This window comes from Pseudomonas sp. CCNWLW23 (genome assembly GCF_037095675.1).
GTDB classification, from domain to species: Bacteria; Pseudomonadota; Gammaproteobacteria; order Pseudomonadales; family Pseudomonadaceae; genus Aquipseudomonas; species Aquipseudomonas atacamensis.
On sequence record NZ_JBAWKM010000004.1, the window covers coordinates 113,001 to 139,786 of the forward strand.

Below are 26,786 nucleotides of genomic sequence, written 5' to 3' on the forward strand. Positions count from 1 at the left end.
GCAAGATCGTTTTCTGTGCTTGGGCGATTCTTTTATCGCAATTGGTTTGAACACACAAAAACGGCCGGGGCATTTTTGCGGATGCACCGGCCGTTTTCATGACGCCAGAAGCTTACTGCACTTCTACCGCCAGGCTCTCGCTGATCTTCTGCTGCCAGATCGCCGGGCCAGTGATGTGTACCGACTCACCTTTGCTGTCCACCGCTACGGTGACCGGCATGTCCTTGACCTCGAACTCGTAGATCGCTTCCATGCCCAGCTCGGCAAATGCCAGCACCTTGGACTTCTTGATCGCTTGCGCAACCAGGTAAGCGGCGCCGCCGACAGCCATCAGGTACACGGCCTTGTTGTCCTTGATCGCTTCGATCGCGGTCGGGCCGCGCTCGGATTTGCCGATCATGCCCAGCAGGCCGGTCTGCTCGAGGATCTGGCGGGTGAACTTGTCCATCCGCGTTGCGGTGGTCGGGCCGGCCGGGCCAACCACTTCGTCACCGACCGGATCAACCGGGCCGACGTAATAGATGAAACGACCCTTGAGGTCGACCGGCAGAGTTTCACCCTTGTTGAGCATCTCGACCATGCGCTTGTGCGCGGCGTCGCGACCGGTGAGCATCTTGCCGTTGAGCAGCACGGTTTCGCCCGGCTTCCAGCTCTGCACCTCTTCCGGGGTCAGGGTGTCGAGGTTGACGCGACGGGCCGATGGGCCGGCTTCCCAGACGATTTCCGGGTAGGCGTCCAGCGGTGGTGCTTCCAGCGAGGCCGGGCCGGAACCGTCGAGCACGAAGTGTGCGTGACGGGTGGCGGCGCAGTTGGGGATCATGCACACCGGCAGCGAGGCAGCGTGGGTCGGGTAGTCCATGATTTTCACGTCGAGCACGGTGGTCAGGCCACCGAGGCCCTGGGCGCCGATGCCCAACTGGTTGACCTTTTCGAACAGTTCCAGACGCATTTCTTCGATGCGGTTCTGCGGACCACGGGCCTTCAGCTCGTGGATGTCGATGGATTCCATCAACACTTCCTTGGCCATCACTGCGGCCTTCTCGGCGGTGCCGCCGATGCCGATACCCAGCATGCCCGGTGGGCACCAGCCGGCGCCCATGGTCGGCACGGTCTTCAATACCCAGTCGACGATCGAGTCGGACGGGTTGAGCATGGCCATTTTCGACTTGTTCTCGGAACCGCCGCCCTTGGCCGCCACGTCCACTTCCACGGTGTTACCCGGGACGATGGAGTAGTGAATTACGGCCGGGGTGTTGTCCTTGGTGTTCTTGCGAGCGCCTGCCGGGTCGGCAAGGATCGATGCCCGCAGGACGTTTTCCGGCAGGTTGTAAGCGCGACGCACGCCTTCGTTGATCATGTCGTCCAGGCCCATGGTGGCGCCATCCCAGCGCACGTCCATGCCGACACGGACGAACACGGTGACGATACCGGTGTCCTGGCAGATCGGGCGATGGCCGGTGGCGCACATGCGCGAGTTGATCAGGATCTGCGCCATCGAATCACGGGCCGCTGGCGATTCTTCGCGCAGGTAGGCTTCGTGCATCGCCTGGATGAAATCCACGGGGTGGTAATAGGAAATGAACTGCAGGGCGTCGGCAACGCTCTGAATCAGGTCATCTTGCTTGATCACGGTCATGAGTCGCGCTCCTCTGAAAACGGTGGGGAAGCTACAGGCTTCTAGCTTCGAGCGGCAAGTTAAAGCATTACGCGGACAGCTTGAGCTTGCCGCTTGAGGCTTGCGGCTTATGGCTGTCCCTTTGTGGCGCGACGCTAAAAAGGCGCGGCAGTATACCGCGCCTCGGTGGTGGGGGCACATTGGCTTTTGGTCGGATGACCCTGTGGCGAGGGGATTTATCCCCGCTCGGCTGCGCAGCAGTCGTAAAACCTGTGAGCTCAGAGTGATTGACCGGTTGCAAGGGGCCACTTCGCAGCCCATCGAAGATAAATCCCCTCACCACAGGGACCTGGTGCGGGCATCAATGCAGCTCAATCAGGTCATGCATTTGACGTCAATTTTCGAGCCCGAAAATCGGTGGTCATTTAGCGACCGGCCCTCTAAAGTGGCATCCGGTCTGTAGAGTAGGACACTCGGTCAGCCTCCTATCGCACGGTGAGTCAACGATTGACCCATAACGCCATTCAACGCCTTTTGCTCAAACGCTTCGCCCTCGCTGCGGCCACCTACGGATTGGCTTTGCTGCTGCTGTGGCTGGCGTTTTTCACCGGGCATTATCAGCAATCGCTCAGTGGAGTGGCCATCGGCAGCGCTCTGGTGGTTATCAGTCAGGCGAGCCTTTTCGCCATGTTCTGGAGCGGGCGCAACCAGCGCTTCGCCGACCCCAGCCTGACCGAAGCGCAAGTGCTGATGGGCCTCGGCTGGCAGACGTGGCTGATCGCCCATGTCGACGAGGCACGCGGCGCGTTTCTGGTGTTTTATGTGCTGATCCTGCTGTTCGGCCTGTTCCATCTCACCCGACGGGTGTTCATCCGCTGCGCGCTGCTGGTGTTCTTCAGTTTCTCCGCGATTACCCTGTGGGACGCTTACCACTTCCGCTTGGCCGAGCCTGCGCTCGCGGCGTTGCAAGTGTGCATTCTGGCGATGGTTTTGGCGTGGCTGGTGCTTTACGCACGCTTTGTCCAGGTCTCGCGGCAACGTCAGCGTCAGCGCCGGTTTGCCTTGCAGGCGCATCAGGACACCCTGCGCGGGATGATGCGCCAGCTTGAAGACCTGGTGGCCACCGACGAACTGACCGGGCTGTTCAATCGCCGGCATTTCCTGCGCATCGCCTCGCGCGAGCTCAACGCGTTGGACGGCGACGTAATGCACGGGCTGGCGCTGATCGATCTGGACCACTTCAAACGCATCAACGATCTGCACGGCCACGCCGCCGGCGATCAGGTATTGCAGGCATTTGCCGGTGTGGCGCAAGCCTGCCTGCGCGACGGTGACGTGCTGGCGCGCTATGGTGGCGAGGAATTCGTGGTGCTGGTGCCCGACTGCGATGCCGAACGCCTGACTGCTTGTTGCGAGCGTTTGCGCATCGCCTTCAGCGAGGTGGAATTGATGGGCCTGCAAGTGCGCAACCTGAGCCTGTCGGCGGGCATGACCCTGCTGTCCGTTGGCGATGATCTGGATGAGGCGTTGCAGCGTGCCGATCAGGCGCTGTACCGGGCCAAGCGTGACGGGCGCAATCGTTGTGCCGCCGCGTGGGAGAACGTCGATGCCTGAATTGCGTGTCGGTGATCGGCAGTGGAGGGTTGAGGCGGGCAGCAATCTGCTCGACAGTCTCAATCAGAACGGCGTTGCCGTGCCCTACAGCTGTCGCGCCGGCAGTTGCCATGCCTGTCTGGTGCAATGCGTGCAAGGCCTGCCCAGCGACAACCGTCCGGATGCCTTGAGTGCCGAGCAACGTCAGGACGGTTGGCGCCTGGCCTGCCAATGCCAAGTGGTCGAAGACTTGCAGGTGCATACCTTCGACCCGATTACTGACGGTCTGCCGGCCTTGGTCGAAGCGCTGGACTGGCTCAGCGACAGCGTTCTGCGCCTGCGCCTGACAACGCAGCGGCCATTGCGCTACAGCGCCGGCCAGCATCTGGTGCTGTGGATCGGCCACATCGCCCGCCCGTACTCGCTGGCGAGCCTGCCGCAAGAAGACCGCTTCCTCGAGTTTCACCTCGATTGCCGCCAGCCCGGCGAATTCATCGATGCCGCCCGCAAGCTGCAGATCGGCGACTCGATCCGCCTCGGCGAGCTGCGCGGTGGTGCTTTGCACTATGACCCGGACTGGCATACGCGCCCGCTGTGGCTGCTGGCCGCCGGTAGCGGTTTAGGTCCGTTGTTCGGTGTGCTGCGCGAAGCCTTGCGTCAGGATCACCAAGGCGCCATCCGCGTCATTCACCTGGCCCATGACGAACGTGAGCACTATCTGGCCAAACCCCTTGCCGCACTGGCTGCGCAGCGGGAAAACCTCAGTGTCGAGCTGTGGACCGCGGCCGAGTCGGCCGCCGCTTTGGCGCAACTGCGCCTTGTTTCCCGGCAGACCCTGGCCTTAGTCTGCGGCTCGACGGCCAGTGTCGACGCCTTCGCCAAGCGTCTGTACCTGGCCGGATTGCCGCGCAATCAACTGCTGGCCGACGTGTTTGTGAGCCGCGGTTGAGCGCTGATTTTCAGACGCGAGACACGCCATGACCGAAGCCATTCTGCTGGAACGCGAACGCGGTTTGCTGACCCTGCGCCTCAACCGCCCGGACAAGAAAAACGCCCTGACCCGCGCCATGTACAGCCGCCTCGCCGAAGCACTGAAACAGGCCAACGATGACCCGGAAATCAACGCCGTGCTGATCACTGGCAGCGCCGAGTGCTTCACCGCTGGCAACGACATCGCCGATTTTATCGAGCAACCGCCGAGCGACCTCGACAGCCCGGTGTTCCACTTCATGCTTAACCTGCTCGAGTGCCGCAAACCAGTGATCGCCGCCGTCGCCGGTGCAGCGGTAGGCATCGGCACGACGATGTTGCTGCACTGCGATCTGGTCTATGTCAGCCGCGACGCCCGGCTGCGCATGCCTTTCGTCAACCTCGGATTGTGTCCCGAATTCGGTTCCAGCCTGATCCTGCCGCGTTTGCTTGGGCAGGCGAAAGCTGCGGAGCTGTTATTGCTCGGTGAAGGCTTTAGCGGCGAGCAGGCTGCGCAATGGGGGATTGCCACACAAGCGCTGAACAGTGGCGCGGCTGCGTTGAGCAAAGCAAGGGAAATGGCACTGCGGTTTGATGAGCTGCCGGCCGAAGCGGTGCGCATCAGCAAGCAATTGATGCGAGCGCCGGATCGGGATCTGCTGCGCAAGGTGATCGAGGAGGAGGGTGCGTTGTTCACCCAGCGCCTGCGTTCGCCGGAGGCGGTGGCGGCGCTGATCGGATTTGTCCAACGGCATTGAGAGCGTCGTTGGGCCAATCGCTTTCGATAAGTCACCCCACCTTCTGGATCACCTGACAAAGCGTCCCGCCGTTTATATAGCGGGACTTCCACCCATCAGGCGTGGTAGCGCAACAGTCCGATTTTTCCGTCAGGCAGGCGAGCACAAATCAAAATCTTGCCGTCTTCCTGTAATGTCAAACCAGTTGCTACGTGCAAACCGCTTCCCAACTCAGTGCGAACCCAGCCGTGCGGATAATTGAACGATGGGTCGAATTGCTCATCGATAAATCGCGCGATGACAATATATCCTTCATTGTCACTTCTGACTCCCCCGGCAACTACAGCTTTTCCGTCCGCTTGAATACGTCCGACTAGCCAAGTGGTGAAAGCGCTTTCCTCAAGTTTGGTAAAGAGGGGCTTGCCGCCATTGAATTCACCGTCCGGCTCACCATTGGCCTTGATGCTGATCAGTACGGCGGGTTCGCCTGTTGTATAACCTACACCCAGAATGTGCTGGTTGGGTTGCAATACCATGCTGCGAATCAGAAGTGAATGCGCATCGCTGGCGATAGTAACGAAACCACCCTCACCAAATGTCCTATCGAGCTTACCCGAGGTGTCGTAACGCACAAACATGGCCGAACTGAATGGATCTGAAAGTTCCCCGACATTGCCGCATCCAAGATATTTGCCATCAGCCTGTACCATTAGATTGAGCAGAACGGTGTTACCAAGCAAATATCGGGGATGAATTACCGCGATGTAGCCAATCTGATTGAAATCCGTATCCAGCGTTCCGTTTTCGTTGAGTCGGATAATCAGGCCATGGCTCTGCTGCCAGTCGAAACTGTAATAATGGGACGCAAGTAGTTTGCCGTTGGGCAAAACTTCTACACTGAGCGGTGTGGCGGCGTTCCCCTCGAAGGATTGAGGCTTGACTGTAGAGGGGGCTACGGCCGGTGGCGATAAAATTATATCCAGTACGGTTTGGCCGTTTGTACCGAAATCCGTATCCGGCTGACCTTGAGCGTCGTAGCGGCAAAAAGCCGCGGCGTTCTGGCCTGCAGAACCTTTAACAATACAATGCACAATTATTTTTCCGTCAGGCTGGATGGTTAAGGACTGCACTCCATTCGTGCTTAGTGCAAAACCCGGAAAATTACCTATGACAAACCCGGACTTACCAAAATCGGTGTCCACTTTACCGTCACTCAATAGCCGGCCGAGTATGTATTGGGTCGGGAATGCCACAGGTTGAGCTGCTACGAAGTAAATTTTTTTATCCGGGCCGATCTCCACTCCGTGGATGCTTGCTGACGGGTATGGCGGCACGGTAATCATCGCGACCCCATTTTCGCCAAAATCAAAATCCAGGGTCCCTGCACTGTTTGATGTTTGTATGTTCATTGTATGGTCCGTGATCGATGGTTTTGGATGAGAGCGCCATTGTTCGCCGGAGGCGTTTGCGGCGTTGAGCAGGTTTTTTCGGTGACGGTCAAGACGCCTTCGCGAGCAGGCTCGCTCCCACGGGGGAACGCATTTCAAAGTTGGGAGCGAGCCTGCTCGCGAAAGGGGTTGACCAGACCATAAAACTCTCAATCAGGGGCAGCCGGTAAACTCGTCGCCAGGTCACTCGATCAATCCACGGCCGACGCATTGAACCCGCTGCCCGTCGACTTGCCTTTGGCCGAGGAACGTCATTTTACCTTCACCGATTGCAACCCCGGTCCAGATCCCCCTCTCCAGGTCGAACACTCGCCAGCCTTTGCCATCCGCAAAATCCGTGTCCAATTTGCCGTCATCGGTGAATCTGGCAATAACATGGTTAAAACCAGAGGACAGTTGACTCAACCCGGCAACAAGTATGTGTCCGCTGCTCTGGATAGACGCGTCAAGCCATAAGGTGTCAATGCCTTGCAGTCTGCTCAGAAGTGGTTTGCCTGAGTTGAACTGGATGTTGGGTTTGCCGTCGGATTCCCGGCTGATCAATACGCCATGGTGTGCAGGCTCGGTATACCCAACGGATAACAGCCGCTTATTCGTCTGCCCGATAACTTTCAAGACATTGACGCTCAGCGAGTTCTCTATCGGATCCATCACTTCAAAGCCATCAACGGCGAACGAGTCATCAATTTTCCCGGTAGCAGTCAAGCGGTTGAGTACTGCCCGGTAAGGATCATTGCCACGTACACAGCCCGCGAGCACGTAGGTCCCATCCTGTTTTGCCAATAGATCGTATAGCTCCGTGTGAGTGAAATTCGGGTGGAGAACATAGGCGATTTCTCCCTCGTTGAATTCAATATCCCGTGTGCCGTCAGGCAAGAGTCGAATGACGGCTGTCGCCACTTTGTTTCCATCCCGATCTACGGTGGTATGCAATACGATCTTGCCGTCAGGCAGAACGGTCGACCGCTGGCTACCGGTTTTTGAGTTCGCTGCGTTGGGTAGTTGCTGGTGCTTCTGATCTGCCGTGTCGTCATCCGTGAGGTACACAGCGACTTTGCCGGTTTCGTTGAATGCCGGATCAAGGTTGCCAGCGACGTCGAGACGCACGACTCCTATGGCACGCTTGAGGTTAGCCTGAAAGAAACTGCCGATGAGCAGCAGTTTGCCGTCGGCCTGTTCCACTATTTCGTTAGCGAAGGAATGCGATCCTTCTCCGTCCTCAAATTGACCGGTTACGTAGCCACTCTGGCCAAATTGAGTGTCGTGAACGCCATTGCTATCCAGTCTGATCAAGTAGTAGGCATCACCGTTCGATTGGCCTACGCTTCCCGCGATATAGGTGCGCCCTGATTTGTCGACCATCACCCCCCGCAGGACAAGGTTTCCTGAAAAATCGGGAGGTTTTTTCGGAGTGGCAACGCCCTGATTGCCAAACGTTGGGTCGAATTTACCTGGCGAGATGTTTGCCGCAACGTCCATCTTCAATCCTCCTTGATCACGACTCGTGTCCAGTCTTGAGTGGTTGGGTGGTGAGGTAGCACGCTAGTCAAGAATGGCTCTTGCAACAACTGACAGAACTGACAGTTGACGTTCTGTGAAAACTGGTTTTCAGCGACATGCAGACAACAAAAAGCCCCGCCATTCACATGGCGGGGCTTTTGCGTTTCAGCGGCCGGTCACTCAGACCTGCGGATCACCGACATGCAGGATCTTCATGCCGTTGGTGCCGCCAGTGGTGTGGTAGCTGTCGCCCTTGGTCAGGATGACCCAGTCGCCTTTTTCCACAACGCCGCGCTTGGTCAGTTCGTCGATGGCTTTCTGGCTGACTTCGTGCGGTTCCAGCGAGGCCGGGTCGAACGGGATGGTGTAGACGCCACGGAACATCGCCGCGCGGGCCTGGGCTTCGCGGTGCGGGGTGAACGCGTAGATCGGCACCGAGGAGCGGATACGCGACATGATCAGCGGGGTGAAGCCGCTTTCAGTCAACGCAATGATCGCTTTGACGCCCGGGAAGTGGTTGGCGGTGTACATGGTCGCCAGCGCGATGCTTTCGTCGCAACGGCTGAATTCCTTGCCGATGCGGTGGCTGGACGTCTTGCCGGTCGGGTGCTTCTCGGCGCCGACGCAGATGCGCGCCATCGCCTGCACGGCTTCCAGCGGGTAGAGACCAGCGGCGGATTCTGCCGAGAGCATCACGGCGTCGGTATAGTCGAGCACGGCGTTGGCCACGTCGGACACTTCGGCGCGGGTCGGCATCGGGTTCTGGATCATCGACTCCATCATCTGCGTCGCGACGATCACCGCTTTGTTGTGGCGGCGTGCGTGCAGGATGATTTTCTTCTGAATGCCCACCAGCTCGGCGTCGCCGATTTCCACACCGAGGTCGCCACGGGCAACCATCACTGCGTCGGAAGCCTTGATCAGGCCATCGAGGGTTTCGTCGTCGGCCACGGCTTCGGCGCGTTCGATCTTCGCCACCAGCCAGGCAGTGCCGCCGGCCTCGTCACGCAGTTGACGGGCGTATTCCATGTCGGCGGCGTCACGCGGGAAGGACACTGCGAGGTAGTCGACTTCCATTTCGGCGGCGAGCTTGATGTCGGCCTTGTCTTTTTCAGTCAGGGCCGGCGCGGTCAGACCACCACCGCGACGGTTGATGCCTTTGTGGTCGGACAGCGGGCCGCCGATGGTCACCACGCAATGCAGCTCGGTGGCAGTGGCGGTTTCAACACGCATCACCACGCGGCCGTCGTCGAGCAGCAGCTCGTCGCCCACGCCGCAGTCCTTGACCAGATCCGGGTAGTCGATGCCGACCACTTGCTGGTTGCCTTCGGTCAACGGATGGCTGGTGGAGAAGGTGAACTTGTCACCGATCTTCAGCTCGATCTTCTTGTTGGCGAATTTGGCGATACGGATTTTGGGGCCTTGCAGGTCGCCGAGCAGGGCGACGAAGCGGCCGTGCTTGGCAGCGAGGTCACGCACCAGTTTCGCGCGAGCCTTGTGCTCGTCGGGGGTGCCGTGGGAGAAGTTCAGACGGGCAACGTCCAGACCAGCCAGAATCAGCTGTTCGAGAACTTCCGGCGAGTTACTGGCCGGGCCAAGGGTAGCGACGATTTTGGTACGACGGACGGACATGCAAAGACTCCTGAGTTCAAGCGCAGGCAGAGGCTACTATGCTCGAAGGGTGTAGTCATTGTTCGAATGCACTACTTATCGTTTTCTTTATTGAACGTGGCAACTTCGGGACAAACGCGCCTGAAGATTTTCGACCAGGGGTCGATACAGAGCACAAGACAGGAGAACCCCCATGCGATTGTTGCCCATTGCCGTCCTTGCCCTCAGCGTCCTCGCCGCGACGGGCTGCACCCGTTGGTCGATGAACCATCATTTGAACAACGCCTACAGCGCCTATGAACGTGGCAATTGCGAGCAGGTCATGCTTGAACTGTCCAAAGTAGAACGTGCCAGCCGCGCCCGCCCGTACGTGTGGCCGGAAGTGTCGATGATGCGCGGCCAGTGCCTGGAACGGCAGAAGCTGTACATCGACGCGGTGCAAACCTACCAGTTCATCATCGCTTCGTACCCCAACAGCGAATACGCCTACCGCGCCCGCGCGCGTCTGGAAACCTTGCAGAGCCTGGGCCATTACCCGACACGCAGCGCCGCTGCGGTGGTGCGGCCGACACGCTTCTGACGGTACTGTCGTACAAAATCTGGCCGTCTGTACAAGCTCCGCTATAGTCAAGGAAACCGCTTGCGAGGCTTGTCTCGATGGCGGCGCAACACCTGCGACTGGCAGTGGTAAAAGTGACGGCGATTGTCGCGACCGTCACACCGGAAGCGGGGAGAGCGGGCCTGCCTACAGGCTCGTTCCGAAGCACAGGTGCGGCTCCCTGGCGGAGCCCTGCATGGCGTACAGCACATCATGTTTACCGACCGCCGGATCGAACGGCACCAGTTGCCGTATTACCTCAGAGTGTTCAATAGCATCACCGACAAACCCGTCGGCTTTCTCGGCAACGTGTCTGCGGACGGGCTGATGCTGATCAGCCAGTTGCCGATGATGATCGGGGTGGATTTTCAGTTGCGCGTCAAAGTCCCCGCCCGCGATGGCAGCCAGCAAGTCATCGATTTCAGCGCCTGCTGCGTGTGGTGCCATGAAGACGCCACACCGCTGCATTACGACGCTGGTTTCATCCTGCGGCGTGCGCCGGCGGAGTTCGGCGAGCTGGTGCTGGCGCTGAAGCAGTACTTCAGTTTTCAGCCGTTGCCCGCTTCTGCCTGAACAACAAAAGATCGCAGCCTTCGGCAGCTCCTACAGGGGAACGCATTCCAGATGTAGGAGCTGCCGCAGGCTGCGATCTTTTGATCTTGACGTCACGCCACCGCGATCGCCCGCTCCTGATCCAGCGCCTTCTCCGCCAGCAATAACCCCATCTCGCTCAACTGATAGATCGCCATCGCCAGATGTCGCGGCTTGTCCTCGAGGCTGTCCGCCAGGTCGAGCAGCAGAATGCTGACCGAAGAAAAGGTCTCGTAGGTTTGAATGGCCATCGCTTCGGGGTTGATGTCGGGCGCGACCATGAACATCTGCATGCCGCGATCGACGGAATTGCACGACGGCGCAGCGCCGGGTTTTTTCAGGTAGTGATCGAGGGCTTTTTCAGCGGCCTCGTGGAGTCTGGTGGAATCGGGGGAAGCGTAGGGGGAGGTCGAGTCTTCGCTTTCAGGGGGATTGGGTGTTGGTTTGATCATTGTCGTATTGCCTCGATGAGGGCCAATACCTGTTCGCGACTAAACGAAAAGGGTGGCGGCTGAACGCAGGTTAGTCGACCGGGAGGCATACGAATTACCGGCGCGCCCGAAGGCGCCCTGCGCACAGCCACCATCAAGTGCGGGGATAGGGATTACCCGACTGGATGACGCTTATGCACCTTCATATGCCTACCGGGCGACTAAACCCGACCACTGATTGGCAGCGGCACGGATCACGTTACGGGGCAGCTTCAAAGCGCACAAGCCGGCGGATTCTGAGTGATGTGTAGGCAACGGCGCAACCTGATGTAGCCGCGTGTTAACGACTGAAGGACGTCAGCATGTTGCAGCGTGGGAATAGTTACCGCTGGTCGGGACTGTCAGGTTTTACAGGTGTCATTTCGTGCTTACGGTTCTTCAATGAGGCACCCAGATACCGACGGTATAAGGAAGCTCAACCATGTCCGACCATGAGAACCCAGGCTCCAATTCTCCAGAAGATGGCCCGTTTCCTGAGGACCATCGCCCTTCCCAAAAATCCGATGATCCGATTTCCGAAGAGCCGGGAATCTTGGTCGCGGATTTGGAGTATGAGGCCGGCTCCGGGTCACTGTTAGTAGATACCACGATGGACTTCAAGTTTCGTATACCGGTAAACGATGGCCGCTATCACAAAGTTCATCTGGATTTTCACGGAGCCGATAATTACTACCGGCGTATCACTGAAAGTGCATGGTTGGGGGGCGTCTGGCACAGTATTCGAGTCGAAGATCTTCCCGAGAGTGACCTGCAAGTCAGAGTTGATGGAAGATGGCATTACGTTGATCAATGGTCAAGGTGGACACCGCGGACTTTGCTGGTCAGAAAGGCTGCTCGCATTGCTAGCAATCGTACTGTGACTACAACGGTTCCAGGCCTCGCCGGTAAAGGCAGCAAAATCACGCTTGTGCGTCCCAATTCAGGCACTGTACTGAGCACAACGACCATTACCAATGGCTACGGAAATTGGACTGTCACACTCCTTGATAATGTCCCCCAGGGTTTACAGGATTTCATCATCCGTGAGGAGTATGGAAGTACGCAGGGGCGCTACGCGGGGAAAGCGTCACTGACCGTACTCAAGCCTGTAACGCTCACGCCGTTGCCGCAGGTTATAAATACACAAACGCCGCAATTTGCGGGTACAGGCGGTCTGCACCAAGCGATGACGAGATTGGATGTTTACATCAAAGGCACATCGATCAAAGTATTGGCCGACGCAAAGATCGAAATTGATGGGTCATGGGGTGGTACCAGCACTTATACGTTTGCGTTCGGCGAAAATTATTCTCTAGTCGCCAGTCAAAGATACGATGGCGCAACATCTGTGCCGTCAGTCCAACGAAATTTTTATGTCATTGACCCCCCCCGAATAACGTCTCCTGGATTGACGCAGACGGTGGACATGACATCGACGTTCACAGGCACTGTCGTCGCCGGGATCTCCAGTGCTGTTGCTGTGCGTTCGGAAAACACCCAAGCTCAAATCAGCATCCCAACCGATGCCGCCACAGGCGCATGGTCTGCATCTTTCACGCTGACACCTGGTCCGCATTCAATTGTCGGCACGCATACCTATTTGGGAGTGACATCGCTGACCAGCCAACCCTTCGGCATACGGGTACGCACGGGCAAGCCGACGGTCACATACACGCAAGCCAATGAAACGATCACATTTTCCGGCACCGGACATTTCGACGAGAAGCTCAGAACCGAAATCGAGTTCACTATCCTCGAAAGTCCAGCCGGCCCAATGCCGGTCGCGCCTCCCAACGCACAAGTACAGCGCAACGGCACTTGGAGCACCGCCGTAACGGGCTGGAAACTTGGCACCTATGAGATCAACGCCGTCCAGAAGATCAGAGACAACGCCGGCGGCTGGATCGACTCGCTGCCGCTGACCTTTGAGGTCAAAAACATCCTCCCCGATGTCAGTGACGTGCAATTCACCAACGACTACCAACCGACCTTCAGCGGCAAAGGCTTCAACGGAGCCATGGTGCATCCAAACAGGCCCAATAGCGGATACCTCGAAGCGCCTGAAGCTGAGGTCGACGGCGGGCGATGGTCTACCAAGGCTTCAACGGTCTGGGGACCGTCGTTCGAGCGTGAGGTACACATAAAGCAATTTCTCGACGGTCATCAGTCGCCAAACTGGTTTGTGCTGAAAGTCACCATCGCGCCGCAAGCCCCAGGCCTGAACGACCCTGAAGATGACGGACTTTCGCCCAGGTTCAGCGGCACGTGCTGGCCGGGTGCAACCGTGAACATTGAGTACAGCGACGAAACCGGCATTGTGCACAAGGGCATCGTCAGTGCTGGCACGTGGCAGTTCAGGCGCGACAAAGAATTTGCCCCGGATATTTCCCATACCGTCACGGTAACCCAGCTCGCCGCGCAGCAAACTTCGGAGCCGGCGTCCAGAACCTTTATTGTCAGGAGGCCGATGGTCACGCCAGTGATTACTCAGCCGCCGGACGGCTCGGAAGTCGGCCGTGTCGTAACGGTCGAGGGCACGATGGGAATGGTGGGTGCTACCTTGCAACTGCGTGACAAACGTTTTGGCCGTCCGTTGGGAGAGCCGAAAGTATTGAGCCAGGACGGCGACTGGTCGATTGACCTGAGCCTTCTGGAATTCAGGCTCTACACCTTCGACGCACAGCAGACACTGGACGGTCGACCCTCGCTGTACAGTGACGAGCATGAATTGACGGTGGTGTTGCTGCCGCCAGAATTTCTCCAGCCGATACCAAACGGCAAGTTGCCACGAACTGCATTGCTCAAGGGTACCGGCATGAGGGGCGGGGTTGTCGAAGTCTGTCTGCTAGGGCTCACCGAACCTCTACTCAGTAATGTCGGTGTCGACTGGCAGGGCATTTGGCAAGCCGAAGTGACGTTGCCGGTGGGCAGCAAAACAATCTGGGCTCGGCAAAGGTTCATGGATGAAAGCGGCACACTGCAGGAGTCGAAAGACAGCGAGCCGCTGCACTTTGACGTCGTGCCAGCGGCACCCTTCATTGAAACCCCGATCGAGGACGATGCCATCGGGCAGCAGGTGGTGGTGTGCGGTTTTGGCGTGCCGGGCGATACGGTTACGGTGACGCTGGTCGGTGCCACGCGCTCAGAGCCGGCAAGTGGAATCGTGCAGGAAAATCGCACCTGGTCAGCGATGCTCGATGCAAGTTCGCTGGTCGGGGGGCTTTACCGGCTGGAGGCATTTGCATCCCGGGACGGTTTCGAATCGTTTGAAACCCTGCGCTCGGTCATGTTGGGTACTTTTGTGCCTGTCCTCGACGAGCCGGCGGCGGGACGCTGGGTCACTCAGCCAGTGCAGTTCAGCGGCAAGGGCCGTCCGGGCGTGGGCGCCGTCGTGAGTTGGTACAACCCGGACGTGCAGTGGCTGGCTCAGGCACCTGTGGTCGATGAGCACTGGCGCGGGGAGGCGACGCGGGCACTGCCGCTGGCGGGTAACTGGTACCGATTCCGGCAGACGCTGACTGACGCAGCGGATGACGCGACGATATCCGATTGGGCCGATAGTGCGCGTTTTGAAGTTGAAGGCGCGCGGCTTTTCACAACAATTCCTCAAGCCTGACTTCCGACGAACGGTTATAAAACCTGTCATAAATGACAGTGGACTGAACGGCTTTCGCAGCGCTAAATCGTACTTACTGAATGTGCAGCCCGACGAAGGATGTCGGGCTGTGCGGGCCAGTTGTCGCCTAAAGGAATCTGATCATGGTTGATTCGCGCCGTCCCGCCCTGCAACTGTTCGACCAGTTGTTCAGCGAGAAACAACGAGCACAGGACGTCGGACTGCAGAACCTCGAGACTTACCTGGAAAACGGTGGATCAATTTATCCACTGGTTGAAAAGGGTGTTCAAGGCATGCTCCAGGAGCACTCGCAACTCAGCTTTGAGCAAGCGCAACAATTCTGGCGCGGCGCCAACAGCATAGCCACGTCTCAGCGGCGCCAGTTTATCGAGAGGACGCTGAGGGGGAACAGGGACGCGCCAAAGCGCAGCTCCAGCGGTTTGCTATCGATCGTGGACGGTCCCAATTATCACGCTCTGATCGGTACCGATTTTGCTGCACTGTGCCCGCCAGATGCGCTGGAGTCCATCTGGTCGCCAGTAGCCTATCTGATCGACTTGTTGCGCTGGGTTCGTGACCGTCTGGAGGGCATCAACAAGGAAGAAAAATATGCGCTGCATAACCGGCGCACGGATTTGCTGGCACTGAGCGTCGACTTCAATGCGGTTTATCAGTCGATCTCGTCTGTGGACATCATCGTCGAGGTGCTGGAAAAATTCATTGCGGCGAATACAGATGTCGATTCGATCGAAGACGCGCTGATCGCAGCTCGCTACCCCAACGGCCTGCCTTATTACCAGCATTGGGTCACGATTGATGGTATCGCGCAGGTTCATGATCTGTCGGTGGGCGACTTTGAGCACCGGGTCGACCTCTCTTATCCGTATTTTCTGCAAACCAATGGTCGGGGTGCCAATACTGCAAAGGGTTTCGCCCATGCTTCGCGGCTTGGCCCTTATCAGCGCCTGTTGCTGACAGAAACCCGGGCGGATTTCGAAGATCGCGAAAGTTTCTTTGCGCAAAACTTTGGTACCAGCAAGCTCGACGAATACCTGTTCCTCAATCAGGTGGTGTTCCTGGGTGAGCGCACCAAGCTCGACAGTCGGCAGATCGAAGCCCTGCTGTCGATTGGCGACTTTGCTCCGGTGCGCTCGAGCAATGTCACCTATATAGATGACAAGCCCGAGCATCCGGAAAGCGAGCGCTCGGGGTCAATCTATATCAATGACAACACTGCGCCGGCGGTGCGTATCGATAATGCAAGCGAGCTTCGGCATCGATTGACGGCAAATCCCGACGAGTCCATCGGGTTCAATCGTTATGACCGACTGAATCGGATGGTGCGCCTGGCGAGCTGGACCGGATTGCCGTTCGATCAGGTAGACGTAGTGTTGGCAGCTGCCATGAGGGCGACAGCGCTCGGCAATCGGCCTGAAGACTCTTCAGACAAAATGGAAATAACCAATGGCGTCGTGCATGCACTTGGCCTGTTTCAAAAGTTGCGCGAGCGCTACCAATGCACTGCCGCGGACTTCGCGGTTTTTATCGGTGAGATGTCGGTTTATGGCCGCGGCGAAGCGCTTTCGCAGTTCGATCAGTTGTTCAATTTCGAATCAGGCTATCGCGAACCTTTCAAGCTCGACAACGGTGCGTTTGCGGTAACACCTGTGCCTGGCATGGTGGATCTGACGATCAGCCAGCTCTGCAGTGGCCTGGCGATTGATCCGCAGACTTATTACGTTCTGGCGAAAACAGTGGCCAAGGCTTATGGCTTGACCGAAACACTGAATCGCAACGCAGCGATCATCTCAAGTTTTTATCGTTTGGTGTCGCTGCCCCGGCTGTTGAACATCACACCGGTTGAAGGTGTACTGATGCTGTCGATGCTGGGCGGCGATGAGTGGATCAACCGCTTCGCCGGTGTCCCTGTCATTCACGATGTTCCGGACGGTTTACCGGATGCGCTGGAACTGATCGAGGCTATGCAAAGTTGCGTGCAGTGGTGCGCGCAAAACAATCTGCCGGTGTCGTGGATGTTGCAGCATGCGGTCGACGCGCCACCGGTACAGGAACTGTCCGAACAGGATGAGCAGTTTTTCGAGCAGATTCGCAATTTGCTGCCGACGGCACAGCTGTCCAATAGCACTTTCCTCACGGCTGGCGTACCGACCGCCGGTGCTACTGACTGGATCGAATTCCTCGCGACGTCCGCCGACAGCCTGGGGCCGATAACCGATTTGTATGGTCTGATCCTGCCCTATGAGCAAGGCGCTGAGACGTATCCGGCCTTCGTCCTTCAAAAAATCTCATGGGCGGTCAATAGCGCCTTGGGTGAGATCGAGCCAGCATTGCGGCAGAACATCATCACCAGCATGGTCAGTGCTTTTCTACAGATGCGCGATGCTCAGACTTCGCTGGTAAGGGAGACGCTGGCGGCATACGCCGGCGTGGGTGTGGATCAAGCGTTGCTGGTCCTGGATTGGGCAGGCGTCACGGTGCATCAATTACTCCTGCATGTATTGGAGCGAACCGATATGCAAGCCGAGGCGTCCGGCCGTACACGCGACCGAGCCGCAAGCGCATCATTTGATCTGCTGGCTGAAATCCGCCGGCGCAGTGAGGTGGTGTCGACACTTGGGTTAAGCGCCGCGCTGTTGCAGGAATATCTGGATAGCGGCTACACGGACTGGCTTGTTCAGGCCGACAAACATACGTTGACGGTGCGCACTCTTTATTACCTGACGACGCTCACTCGCGCTTTTGCCCTCGCTTCAGCCGCGAGCAGCCAATCGCCACAGAAGCTTTTGGATTACCTGCGTCAGGTCAACGCATTGCCGGCAGTCAGCGGTGATGCGAAAAGGCTTGCGCAACAGGCGTCTGCCATCAAGCTGGCGAATTTTTTTGGCTGGAGCGTGCAGGAAGTGCGCGAATGTGTCAGCCGCATCGATGCCGACGGGATTCTGAAGAACCTCAGCCAGCTCGATTTGTTGATGCGCGTGCTGACGCTGTCCACCGCGACCGGTATGGATGCGTTAACGATTTTTCTGATCGGTAATCTGCCCGAGACGGTCGACAAAAGTTCCTACGCCAAGGCCGCTGAACATGCCCTGCTCGGCGAGTCCAGTGCGCAGGCGCCAATTGTGCATGCACCGGGCGACGTCACAGGGCTGGTCACGATGACGTGCGAAGTGGTGGATAACAGCACCGTTGTGGCCAATAAGCCAGGCGAAAAAGTCACTTACAAGGTGACCCTCAAAGACGCCAACGGGGAGCCGCTGAGTGGCGTCACCGTCCATTGGCGCGCCACTTTGGGCACCATTAAGGACGACACCACCCTGATCGACGGGACGCTTGTGGCCGAGTTTATTCCCGGCAATGTCATGGGTCACGACACGCCATTGCTCTGGCTGGATTTGTTCGAGCCGCAATATGCCCCTTCCATCGAGATCACGGCCGATTTCGCTACGCTGTTTTTCCCGCTTGAGGAACTTTCACCTACGCCTCTGGATACAGTGGAATACGGCCATGAAGTAGAACTTTATGCGGTGCTGGAAGACGCCTACGGAAACCGCGGACAGAACTCGCTGGTGGAGTGGTTCTGGACAATCGAAGCGCCCGAGAAGAGGGATGCCGTCACTATTCGGCCGGCGCAGGGTTTTACTGATCAGCAGGGGCTTACACGGGTTTTTGTTTCAAGCAGGACGGGCGGCACATTCGTGTTCAGTGTTCGCACTCAGTCTGGGGAAAGCGAAAGAATATTCACCAATGCCATCACGTTCGCCCGGAGCTAGTGGCAGGACGTTGCGTACTGCCTGGCGAACGTTTGTCCCCGGGCCATATTCCAAGGAGCGAGATCATGGCACTGAGTAACATTGGCGGGCTGCTGGAAAAACGTCGCTCGGCCCTGCTCGAATACTGCATTGGTCGAGTGGCCAATACCCGATACCCGTTTCTGAAAACGCCTGACGATCTGTTTGAATTGCTGCGCATCGACCCGCTTGACACCTATCAGGTGAAGAGTTCCAGAGTTGCCGAAGCGACAAGCTGTGTGCAGCAGTACATTCATGCGGTGTATCGAAAGCTGGAGCCAGGCTTTGGAGATCATGAGTTCGACAAGCGTCATCTGCACGAATGGATTTTTTACAGCAATTATTCCGATTGGGCGGCGATGCAAAAAATTCCATGCTATCCGGAAAATTTCATCATTCCATCAGTGCGACTGCGCAAAACCAGTCTGTTCAGAAATCTGGAAAACAACCTTAACCAGGCCCGTTTGAACAACGATACCGTGCAGGCTGCGCTGCAGGAGTATCTACAGGCATTCGAAAAAATCTGCGATCTCGATGTGATCAGCTGTTTCATGGATGGCATGACACCGGCCAAAGCCGATTACTACTTTCTGGGGCGGCAGCGAGTGCAGCCGTTTCAGTATTTTTGGCGCAAGGCCGAGATCGAACTGAGCCCGGCCAGCGCGGCGGTCAACCCGGCGGCCTGGAGTGAATGGCAAGCGGTGGAAATCCCCACCACCAATCAGGTGCTGGATATCCGCCCGGTGTTCTGGAATGGCCGGTTATGTGTGGTCTGGGCCGAATGGCGTGACGCGGTCGTCGGCAGCGCAGCGGAGGCTTTCAGCCCGAGCAAATTGGTGATCAATCTGGCATTCATGACACAGAACGGGCAGTGGTCGGCGCCGTTGTGTGTGCACAGTTCAGAGTGCAAGGACAAGCTTTTGGCGAGCCCCCCCCGACTGATTGCGACTGTGCATGCTGATTACCTTAATCCGAAGGGCAAGTTGGGGATTCTGTTAAGTGGCAAGTTCTCTGAGAAGTCACCCGCAGATTCTCCACCGGAAGATTCTGCTGAAACGGATCTGACAGTGCATGCGATTTACGACGTGCTGATGCGCCCCCTCCTGGACGGTGGCGCGTGGCTGGATCTGGCACTCAAGGAGCGATTCGTCAGCAGCGATACGGTTCAGCACCCGCTCGACATTCAGGTTACTGCTGTCCCTCGCATAACGAACCATGGTTCTCTGACCCCCTATCTTGGTCTGAACGTTATGGCAACGCGCGTCGATGACAACGATGTGCTGACGGTGCAGGGTTTCTGCAGTCCCACGGGACTTGAAAGCGCTATGTTGAATATGGTGCTGCAAGTGACGGGATCGTCTGATATCGATCCGCCGCCGATTAGTGAACTCCAGGATGCAAGCGGTGGCTGGACAACTCAAGCGTGGACTTCCCGGCGGGCGAAAGGCACATGGGCTACGCCAGTCACGGTCTTATTCGCCTCTCCCAGTTCCCCTACAGGACAGAAAGAATTCGACCTGACGATTGTCGATCTCATGGACTTCGTCCCGCCAACTCTGCACAGGAGCAGTGCAGGCACGGCACAGTTCCTCTCATTCAATCAAGCTGGACTGGCGTTGAAATACGTTCGGCTCAATTCATTATTCGGTTCGGAACTGGTAAGGCGTTCGAATATTTCCGTGGACGCCGTGCTGGACTGGTCCAACCAGTTCATTCTCGAACCGTCGCCGACCGGCGCAGAATTTGTTGAACTCAATGGTCCCTTCAACGGTGCCAACGGTCTGAATTTCTGGGAATTGTTTTTTCACCTGCCGCATTTGATAGCCACCCGGTTGCGTGATGAAGAGCGCTTCCAGGAAGCGCAGGACTGGCTGCATTACGTGTTCGATCCACAGGCAACCCAGGATCGGAAAGATCCGCCGGTCCCGATCATGAACCCGAAACCGGCGTACTGGCGTTGCCGGCCCCTGGATATAGAGGGGGCGGGAAGTAATCCGGGGTGGGAAATCCAGAATCCCTCTGATCCGGATGCCATTGGCTATGCCGCACCCGCGCATTTTCAGATCCTGATGTTCACTGACTATGTGGAAAACCTGATGGCGTGGGGCGATTGGTATTACCGCCAATTGACCCGTGACAGTCTGGTGGCCGCCAAGCTTTGCTACGTCCAGGCCGGGTTTCTGATGGGCAAGGCGCCCACCGCCGACACAGCGACTCGTTGGCAGACCGCCACCGTTGAAAACCTTCTGGCCCAGAGTGATTCACGACCGCCTCTTGAAGCGCTTGAAAATACGCAGGATTTCAACCTGGCGGATTACCCGATCGCTTCCGATACCCCGCCGATGCTGGGATTGTTGGCAAGCAAACCTTTTGAAATTCCGATCAATCAATCGCTGCTCGACCTGTTTGCAAGGCCGCAGCAACGGCTTGGTTACCTGCGCGACAATCTCACCATCGATGGCAAACCGCTGGATATATTGCTGTTCAGCCCGATGACGGATCCCAGGCAATTGCTCCGCGATCTGGCCGCTGGCAGCGCGGCCGGACCCAGACCGATGGGGGGGCGGCTGGTGGTCAATGCCTACCGTTGGCGTGTCACGTTCGAAGTCGCACTGCGTGGGGTACAGAGTCTGCGGGATTTCGGCAGTCTGGTGCTGCGACTGCTTGAACAACGCGACCGTGCCGAACAAGAAGAACTGCAGCAGAACCATCTGCTGGAGTTGGGCCGTTACGCCGAAACGGTGCAGGAACAATCCATCGCCCAACTGGAGGCGAATGTAACAGCGCTTCAGCAAAGCCGGGCAATGGCGCAGGAGCGGGCCGATGCCTATGCAACGCGTTACAACGAGAACGTTTCGCCGATCGAGTACCAGGTCATGGCCAGCCTGCAGCAGTCGAAAACATCAGCCCTGCAGGCCAAAGCCGTCAGAGTGGCAGGGGGCGTCATCGCGGCGTTGCCGAAAATCTATGGTACTTCCAACGGTGGCTTCAAGCCCGAACACGCATTCGATGCAATGGCTTTCGGTTTTGACGTCTCTTCGTCACTGCTGCAAATCGACGCCGACCGACAAGCCACGACCGAAGGCTATCGTCGCCGCCGCACTGAATGGGCGCTGCAACGCGATCAGGCGCTGGCGGAGGTGGGCGCAATCAATGCGCAGATCGAAGCGCAAAGCCATGCGGTCAACGCAGCAAGATCCAGCCTTGAACAGACGCTTCGGGCCAACAGTCAAGCGTTGACCATGTTCAACTTCCTCAAAAAACGCGCGAGCAATGCCGAATTGTTCGGCTGGATGCTTGGCCAGCTAAAAGCCCTGCACTACCAGGCGTACGACGCGGTCGTCAGTCTGTGCCTCAGTGCGCAGGCTTCGCTGGCTGCTGAAACCGGCGATTATGATGCACCGGTCCCTTTGCCTCAGGCCTGGCTCGATCACCGTTATGGTCTGGGCTCTGGCGAACAGTTGCACATGTATCTGCTGGACCAGGAACGCAGGCGCTTGCAAAGCTACGAGCGGCGGCTGGAGCTGGTCAAAACAGTTTCCTTGCGGCAGTTGTGCGACGACGGCATCGAGCCTCAAGAGGGCGTGAGCAGTTGGGCAGATGCACACCAGCAATTGATGGCAACAGGTGTATTGGAGTTCAGACTGACCCAGTTGCTGTTCGACCGGGATTACCCCGGCCATTTCTGCAGGCAGATCAGTTCAGTGGAGGTGGATCTGCCTGTCCTGACCGGTCCTTACCAGGATGTCCGGGCAACCTTGCTGCAGATCAGTAGCGTGACGGCGACCCGGCCCACCACACAGTCTGTGCAGTACCTGCATACGCCGACCTCAGGGGTACCTGGCGATCTGGTGTTCAACCTGCGCAGCGCTCAGCAGATCGTTTTATCGGTAGGGCTTTCCGACAGTGGCCTGACCCACCAGAAACCTGATGAAGGTTTACTCAACCCGTTTGAATGCACGGGTGCGGTTTCCCACTGGCGACTGAGTTTTCCTCGACCGCTAAAACAGCCACAAGCTGCAATGCTCAAATCCTTGACCGATATCATTATCCGCGTGCGCTACAGCGCCAAAGCCGGCGAGCCGACGTTCGCCCAAAAAGTCACAGACCTGGTTACCAAGGCTGAAAACGCCAGTTTGAAGATGCCAGTCGAAGGAGCAGGCGACCATGAATGATCCCGTCGTGCAAAACAATCAGAATCTGGTGCTCAATGGTGACTTCAACGATCGGCTCAAAGAGTGGCGCCCCAGCGGGATGATTGGCCTGGCGAGAGAATTCTATGCTGACGAGTTAGTCAATTTCATGGAGGTCGGTGTCGGGGCTTCGGCTACACAGGTAATCAAGGCACCCAAGACCCCCGGCGCCCGCGCGGGTTACGAACTGACGTTTCTATGCGAACTGCGGCCCGGAGTTTCATGGTCGGGCGAATCGGGCTGGTTGCACATCCGCAAGAGCGGCGATGTGTTAATGAGCATCGAACTCACGGCAGAAGAAGGCCGGAAACAGGTGCACGAAGACGCCGGACTGGGGGCGGAGCAGCCGCTGGAATTCAAGCCGCGGGTGTATCAAAGATCACTGGACCAATTGGCGTTCGTCGAAGATGACGAATTGAGCTTCGAGGTCAGCGGTGTCCCGCGCAACGCGGGCGACCGTAGTTCGACAATCTGCATCACTCGAATCGACCTGCAACTGAAGCTTGAACCGTTGCAACTGCAGACGGTGCGACTGGATGACGAAGTTCTGCCACCAGGCCAGACGTTACACCTTTGCCTGGGCGCTTCCCTTGGCGATGACCCGGACGGCTCTTTGTACATTGCGCATCGTCTGTCTTTTACCCCTGTAGACGGCAGCGTCTGGCTGGGTACGGATATCGCACTGATCATTCAGGGCAACCCATTGGAAGCAGTCAAGGCCACCCCTGACTGGGGAGTCGATCAACCGCTGCTGTCGCAGTGGTCGCTCGACTGCCCGGATATGGGAGAAGAGAAAAGTCATGACTTCACAATAAACCTGGTGAACCAGTACAACACCGAGCCTTATGCGATTGACGTGTCGCTGGGGCATCATCGATTGGCGCTTCGCGAAGTGCAGACCGCGGCGTATTACCCCGTCCTCGAGTATGCACAAAGCGTCCGGTTGGGCGTGCAGGTCCTTTCGTTCTACACCGGCCGTTCGCTTGATGGTCGAGAGGTCAGGTGGACGAGTATCGGGCAGGGCGTGCAGGGCACCGCAGTCACTGATGAACAGGGCCTGGCTTACTTCGATTTCGTCCCTGAGCAAGCCGGCGATTTTGTCATCACAGCGTCGGTCGACAGCGCTTATTACGGCAATGGCGAGGTGACTCACGAATTTCCAGTCACGGTGCTGGCGACCGACCCCTGGCGGGACTTGCGTTGCGTTGTCGAAGAGCAGGTAACCCTGTGGGGCGCGACCGGTTATCCCAATCGCGGCACTGATTACCCCTTCATCGTGCGCTTGCCCGCCGACAGCCCTTTGCTGGCGACTGATCTATCGCTGCACTGGAGCGGCGTCGGGCATGAAGAGTTGAAGGTCACGGTCAACCCGCCACTCCAGCAACCGGTCGCTTTCAATGGCGACGATAGTCTCTGGACGCTGGCCTGCGAGGACTGGCTGGATGGTCGCTTCGAACTGTCATTGGTCTGCTCGAAGTTGTTACTGCCATCGCCGCGTAAACCCATGTCGCTGGCGCGCAACAGGGTCAGGATCGCTGACACGCGCGGCCCGAATATTTCGCCGGTTGTCGAGAACTACGAAAAGACCTTGATGCGAGTGCAGGTGGTGCATGTCACTGACAAAGGTGCCGGTGAGCCGGTAATTGATGCGTTCGTCGACTGGCAAACCCCCGAGGGTATTGTCAGGTCTCGTACTGGCAGTGGTGGCTGGGCCAGCCTGTATTACTGGCCGTTGAAGGCTTTGAGCAACGAGACGATTACCGCCAGTGTGAGAGCCTACGAAGGCGGGCCGGCAGATGGACACACGTTTTCGGTCACGGCGTTTGCACGAGACGAGTGGAAGGACAAGGTCAGGATCACGTTTGATGGCTTTCAAATTTCCAGTGACGGAATCGCTTGCAAGCGAGGCAAGACGCACATCCTGACGGTCCGTGCATATGAGAATAGCCCGCTGATTGGCGAGGCAATTACGCTCGGTTGGCGCAACGCAAAGCCAGAGATCGGGCTTGCGGTGAGCGACCTTGATATGCCGAGAATATTGCGCGAAGGGGAAGATCTGAGTTGGTTGTTCAGCTCTGATCGTATCGAAAGTACCAGCAGTATTTTCGAGGTAAGTTTGCTCACCGACACTCTCACGAACAAGGATTTTTCTTGCCGACTGTTATCACCTGACCTCCATGAAGAAATGACCGTGGTCCTGGATCAGATGACCGATCTCAGGGGGCAGCCGCTCTTTCCGTGTATTGGCGCTATACATCGCTATATCTTCCGCACCAATGCGCTGAGTCCTTTAGTGGGTATCCCCATGGATTTGCTGTGGAGGGGAAGCTCGGCGGCAGAGCTCGGAATCGAGTTGAGCCCACCCCCCAATAGCGAAAATGTTGTGGACGACAGCGGGTTTACCTGGACGCTGGACTGTTCAAAAAGTACCAAACCCGGGGTTTTCAAACTTCAGTTCATTATCAGTTTCTTTGGCGTGAGCGACATCAATACGATGACCCTGGCCCACAATAAAATCACGATCGAAGACGTCCGTGCATCTGCGGTGGATCCGGTCATTGGGCAGGATCCTGCGTGGATGTGGCTGAAGGTACGCTCCCCTTATCGTCCCGACCTCCCTCTGGAGCAAGTGGCTGTTCAATGGACAGCCGACGGCAGCACCGAAGTGCACGGGACGGGGGCCGACGGCTGGAGTGGTTTTCCCTTTGCGCCAACCACGGCAGGTGAGCATGTGGTGACAGCGGCGGTTATCAGCCCTTATGACCGTTTTGAAGAGCGCCGCTCCATGCAGGTTCTAGCGCTGGAACGGGATCCGTGGGACGGATTCGAATACAGTTTCGACTCCAGACCGTTTCAGGCACTGGGTGAAAGCGCTGAATTCCCCCGGCGCAAGGGGCAGCATCAACTGAGCGTGAGTGCTCCGCCTGGCAGTGCGCTGCATGACCAATATCTGACACTGGGCATGACCGGCACCGGGCCGGCGGAATTGGGCTTGCGCTTCGAGGAACCACGTCTGGGTGATCCCAGGTTTTTTTCGGAAGCTGGAATGACCTATCGGTTCAACGCGGGCGACCTCAAGGACGGGAGTTTCGGCCTGCGCTTTGCCTCGGCGCGGTTGGCCAGGCTTTCTCCAGTTATTGCGATGTCGCTGGGGCAAGGCGCGCAGGTGGTAAAAATTGCGGATCGTTCGCGCAGCAGTCAGACGCTGTTTTGGGGCGAGGCTGTATCTGAGCGGATCACCATTGTGTCGGGCATCAGTGGCAGACCGATGGTAGGGATGAAGGTTGTCTGGCGCAGTCCGGACCTTGGTGAGGTGACCACCACTACCAACTTCTACGGTGAAGCGCGGATACGGTTCGTGCCGACAACACCGGGTGCGGCGCAACTGACCGCCACGGTGGGCGATGCGCTGTATTCGGAGTCGATTTCCTTAGCGTTTTTGCTGCACGAGCCCCGGGAGATCAAGGAACTGGTCAGCGATTATCCGAGCGGGTATCCGGGGCAACAGATGACCGCGCAAGTCCTGGTAGTGTCAGCGAGTACCGCGCAACCCTTGGCCAATGTCGAAGTGATGTGGGAGTACGACCGCACCTCGCTGCCGACAACCCTGACGGATGCCGAAGGCAAGGCAACGGCGCGCATTGTCTTGGAAGGAGCAGGCGAGGCTGCGTTGCGGGCGTCGGTAAAGGGTGGTTTGGCTGGCTGGGTGGTAAAAACGTTCTGGTTGACCGTCACTGAGTGTCCAGCAGCGGTGGAATCCGTTGTTGCGTCGCCTAATCCGGTTCCCTTGCAGACCTACGTCTCCATGACCGCGCTGATTGTGGCCAAGGAGGGGCGAGAGCCCATGCCCAGACGGAAAATCCTTGTCTCCACTAATGGAGCACCGTTCACTGAGTCGTTTACCAGTCACAGCGGGCGATACCAGGCTCACTGGCGGCCGATGAGCCTTACGGATCAGATTTCGCTGGTCGTCAAAGTAGAAAACAGCGACGGCACTTCGGACAGCGGCGCTGTGCATGTTGCAGTCACCAACTGA

Annotated in this window: 14 protein-coding genes; 9 read left to right on the forward strand and 5 right to left on the reverse strand. The window is 57.7% G+C overall.

Features of this window, described 5'->3' with window-relative positions; translation table 11 throughout:
* Nucleotides 1-112: 112 nt before the first annotated feature.
* On the reverse strand, nucleotides 113-1,636 hold the full coding sequence (locus tag V8J63_RS07615; protein ID WP_024014122.1) for a fumarate hydratase: 1,524 nt from the start codon (nucleotides 1,634-1,636) through the stop codon (nucleotides 113-115).
* Between the two features lie 486 nt (nucleotides 1,637-2,122).
* Between V8J63_RS07615 and V8J63_RS07620 the strand changes: the two genes are divergently transcribed.
* From V8J63_RS07620 to V8J63_RS07630, 3 genes are read left to right on the forward strand one after another with little or no spacing between them, the layout of a single operon-like run.
* Complete coding sequence (locus V8J63_RS07620; RefSeq protein WP_016773456.1) at nucleotides 2,123-3,229, forward strand: GGDEF domain-containing protein; 1,107 nt, start codon at nucleotides 2,123-2,125, stop codon at nucleotides 3,227-3,229.
* Nucleotides 3,222-4,157, forward strand: coding sequence for an iron-sulfur-binding ferredoxin reductase (locus V8J63_RS07625; RefSeq protein ID WP_197890851.1), 936 nt, complete (start codon nucleotides 3,222-3,224; stop codon nucleotides 4,155-4,157). The genes V8J63_RS07620 and V8J63_RS07625 overlap by 8 nt, the downstream gene beginning before the upstream one ends.
* 28 nt (nucleotides 4,158-4,185) lie before the next feature.
* Nucleotides 4,186-4,935 (forward strand): enoyl-CoA hydratase-related protein, encoded by a 750-nt coding sequence (locus V8J63_RS07630; RefSeq protein ID WP_125925618.1) that lies wholly within the window; start codon nucleotides 4,186-4,188, stop codon nucleotides 4,933-4,935.
* Nucleotides 4,936-5,030: 95 nt separating this feature from the next.
* Here the strand turns inward: V8J63_RS07630 and V8J63_RS07635 are convergent, their stop codons facing one another.
* The 3 genes from V8J63_RS07635 to pyk form a co-directional block, all read right to left on the reverse strand.
* Nucleotides 5,031-6,323 (reverse strand): delta-60 repeat domain-containing protein, encoded by a 1,293-nt coding sequence (locus tag V8J63_RS07635; protein ID WP_125925617.1) that lies wholly within the window; start codon nucleotides 6,321-6,323, stop codon nucleotides 5,031-5,033.
* A 222-nt stretch (nucleotides 6,324-6,545) separates the two neighbouring features.
* Nucleotides 6,546-7,841 carry a hypothetical protein gene (locus V8J63_RS07640; RefSeq protein ID WP_125925616.1) on the reverse strand — a complete coding sequence of 432 codons (1,296 nt, stop codon included), beginning with the start codon at nucleotides 7,839-7,841 and terminating at the stop codon, nucleotides 6,546-6,548.
* A 201-nt stretch (nucleotides 7,842-8,042) separates the two neighbouring features.
* Entirely contained in the window at nucleotides 8,043-9,494 is a 1,452-nt protein-coding gene (gene pyk, locus V8J63_RS07645; RefSeq protein ID WP_024014116.1) for a pyruvate kinase, read from the reverse strand.
* Between the two features lie 172 nt (nucleotides 9,495-9,666).
* Between pyk and V8J63_RS07650 the strand changes: the two genes are divergently transcribed.
* Nucleotides 9,667-10,053: a tetratricopeptide repeat protein gene (locus tag V8J63_RS07650; RefSeq protein ID WP_125917090.1), complete on the forward strand. Its 387-nt coding sequence runs from the start codon at nucleotides 9,667-9,669 to the stop codon at nucleotides 10,051-10,053.
* A 231-nt stretch (nucleotides 10,054-10,284) separates the two neighbouring features.
* A complete protein-coding gene (locus V8J63_RS07655; protein ID WP_197890860.1) occupies nucleotides 10,285-10,644 on the forward strand; it encodes a PilZ domain-containing protein in 360 nt (119 codons plus the stop codon).
* Nucleotides 10,645-10,736: 92 nt separating this feature from the next.
* Here V8J63_RS07655 and V8J63_RS07660 read toward each other — a convergent pair whose 3' ends face one another.
* On the reverse strand, nucleotides 10,737-11,114 hold the full coding sequence (locus V8J63_RS07660; protein WP_130902327.1) for a DUF6124 family protein: 378 nt from the start codon (nucleotides 11,112-11,114) through the stop codon (nucleotides 10,737-10,739).
* Between the two features lie 460 nt (nucleotides 11,115-11,574).
* Here V8J63_RS07660 and V8J63_RS07665 point away from each other — a divergent pair, with 460 nt between their 5' ends.
* The 4 genes from V8J63_RS07665 (at nucleotide 11,575) to V8J63_RS07680 (ending at nucleotide 26,786) form a co-directional block, all read left to right on the forward strand.
* Nucleotides 11,575-14,748, forward strand: coding sequence for a hypothetical protein (locus V8J63_RS07665; RefSeq protein ID WP_336463849.1), 3,174 nt, complete (start codon nucleotides 11,575-11,577; stop codon nucleotides 14,746-14,748).
* Between the two features lie 143 nt (nucleotides 14,749-14,891).
* The gene (locus tag V8J63_RS07670; RefSeq protein WP_336463850.1) at nucleotides 14,892-18,539 is read left to right on the forward strand and encodes a Tc toxin subunit A; all 3,648 of its coding nucleotides are present in this window, start codon (nucleotides 14,892-14,894) and stop codon (nucleotides 18,537-18,539) included.
* A 65-nt stretch (nucleotides 18,540-18,604) separates the two neighbouring features.
* Nucleotides 18,605-22,732 carry a neuraminidase-like domain-containing protein gene (locus V8J63_RS07675; protein ID WP_336463851.1) on the forward strand — a complete coding sequence of 1,376 codons (4,128 nt, stop codon included), beginning with the start codon at nucleotides 18,605-18,607 and terminating at the stop codon, nucleotides 22,730-22,732.
* On the forward strand, nucleotides 22,725-26,786 hold the full coding sequence (locus tag V8J63_RS07680; RefSeq protein ID WP_336463852.1) for a hypothetical protein: 4,062 nt from the start codon (nucleotides 22,725-22,727) through the stop codon (nucleotides 26,784-26,786). Before V8J63_RS07675 ends, V8J63_RS07680 begins: the two co-directional genes overlap by 8 nt.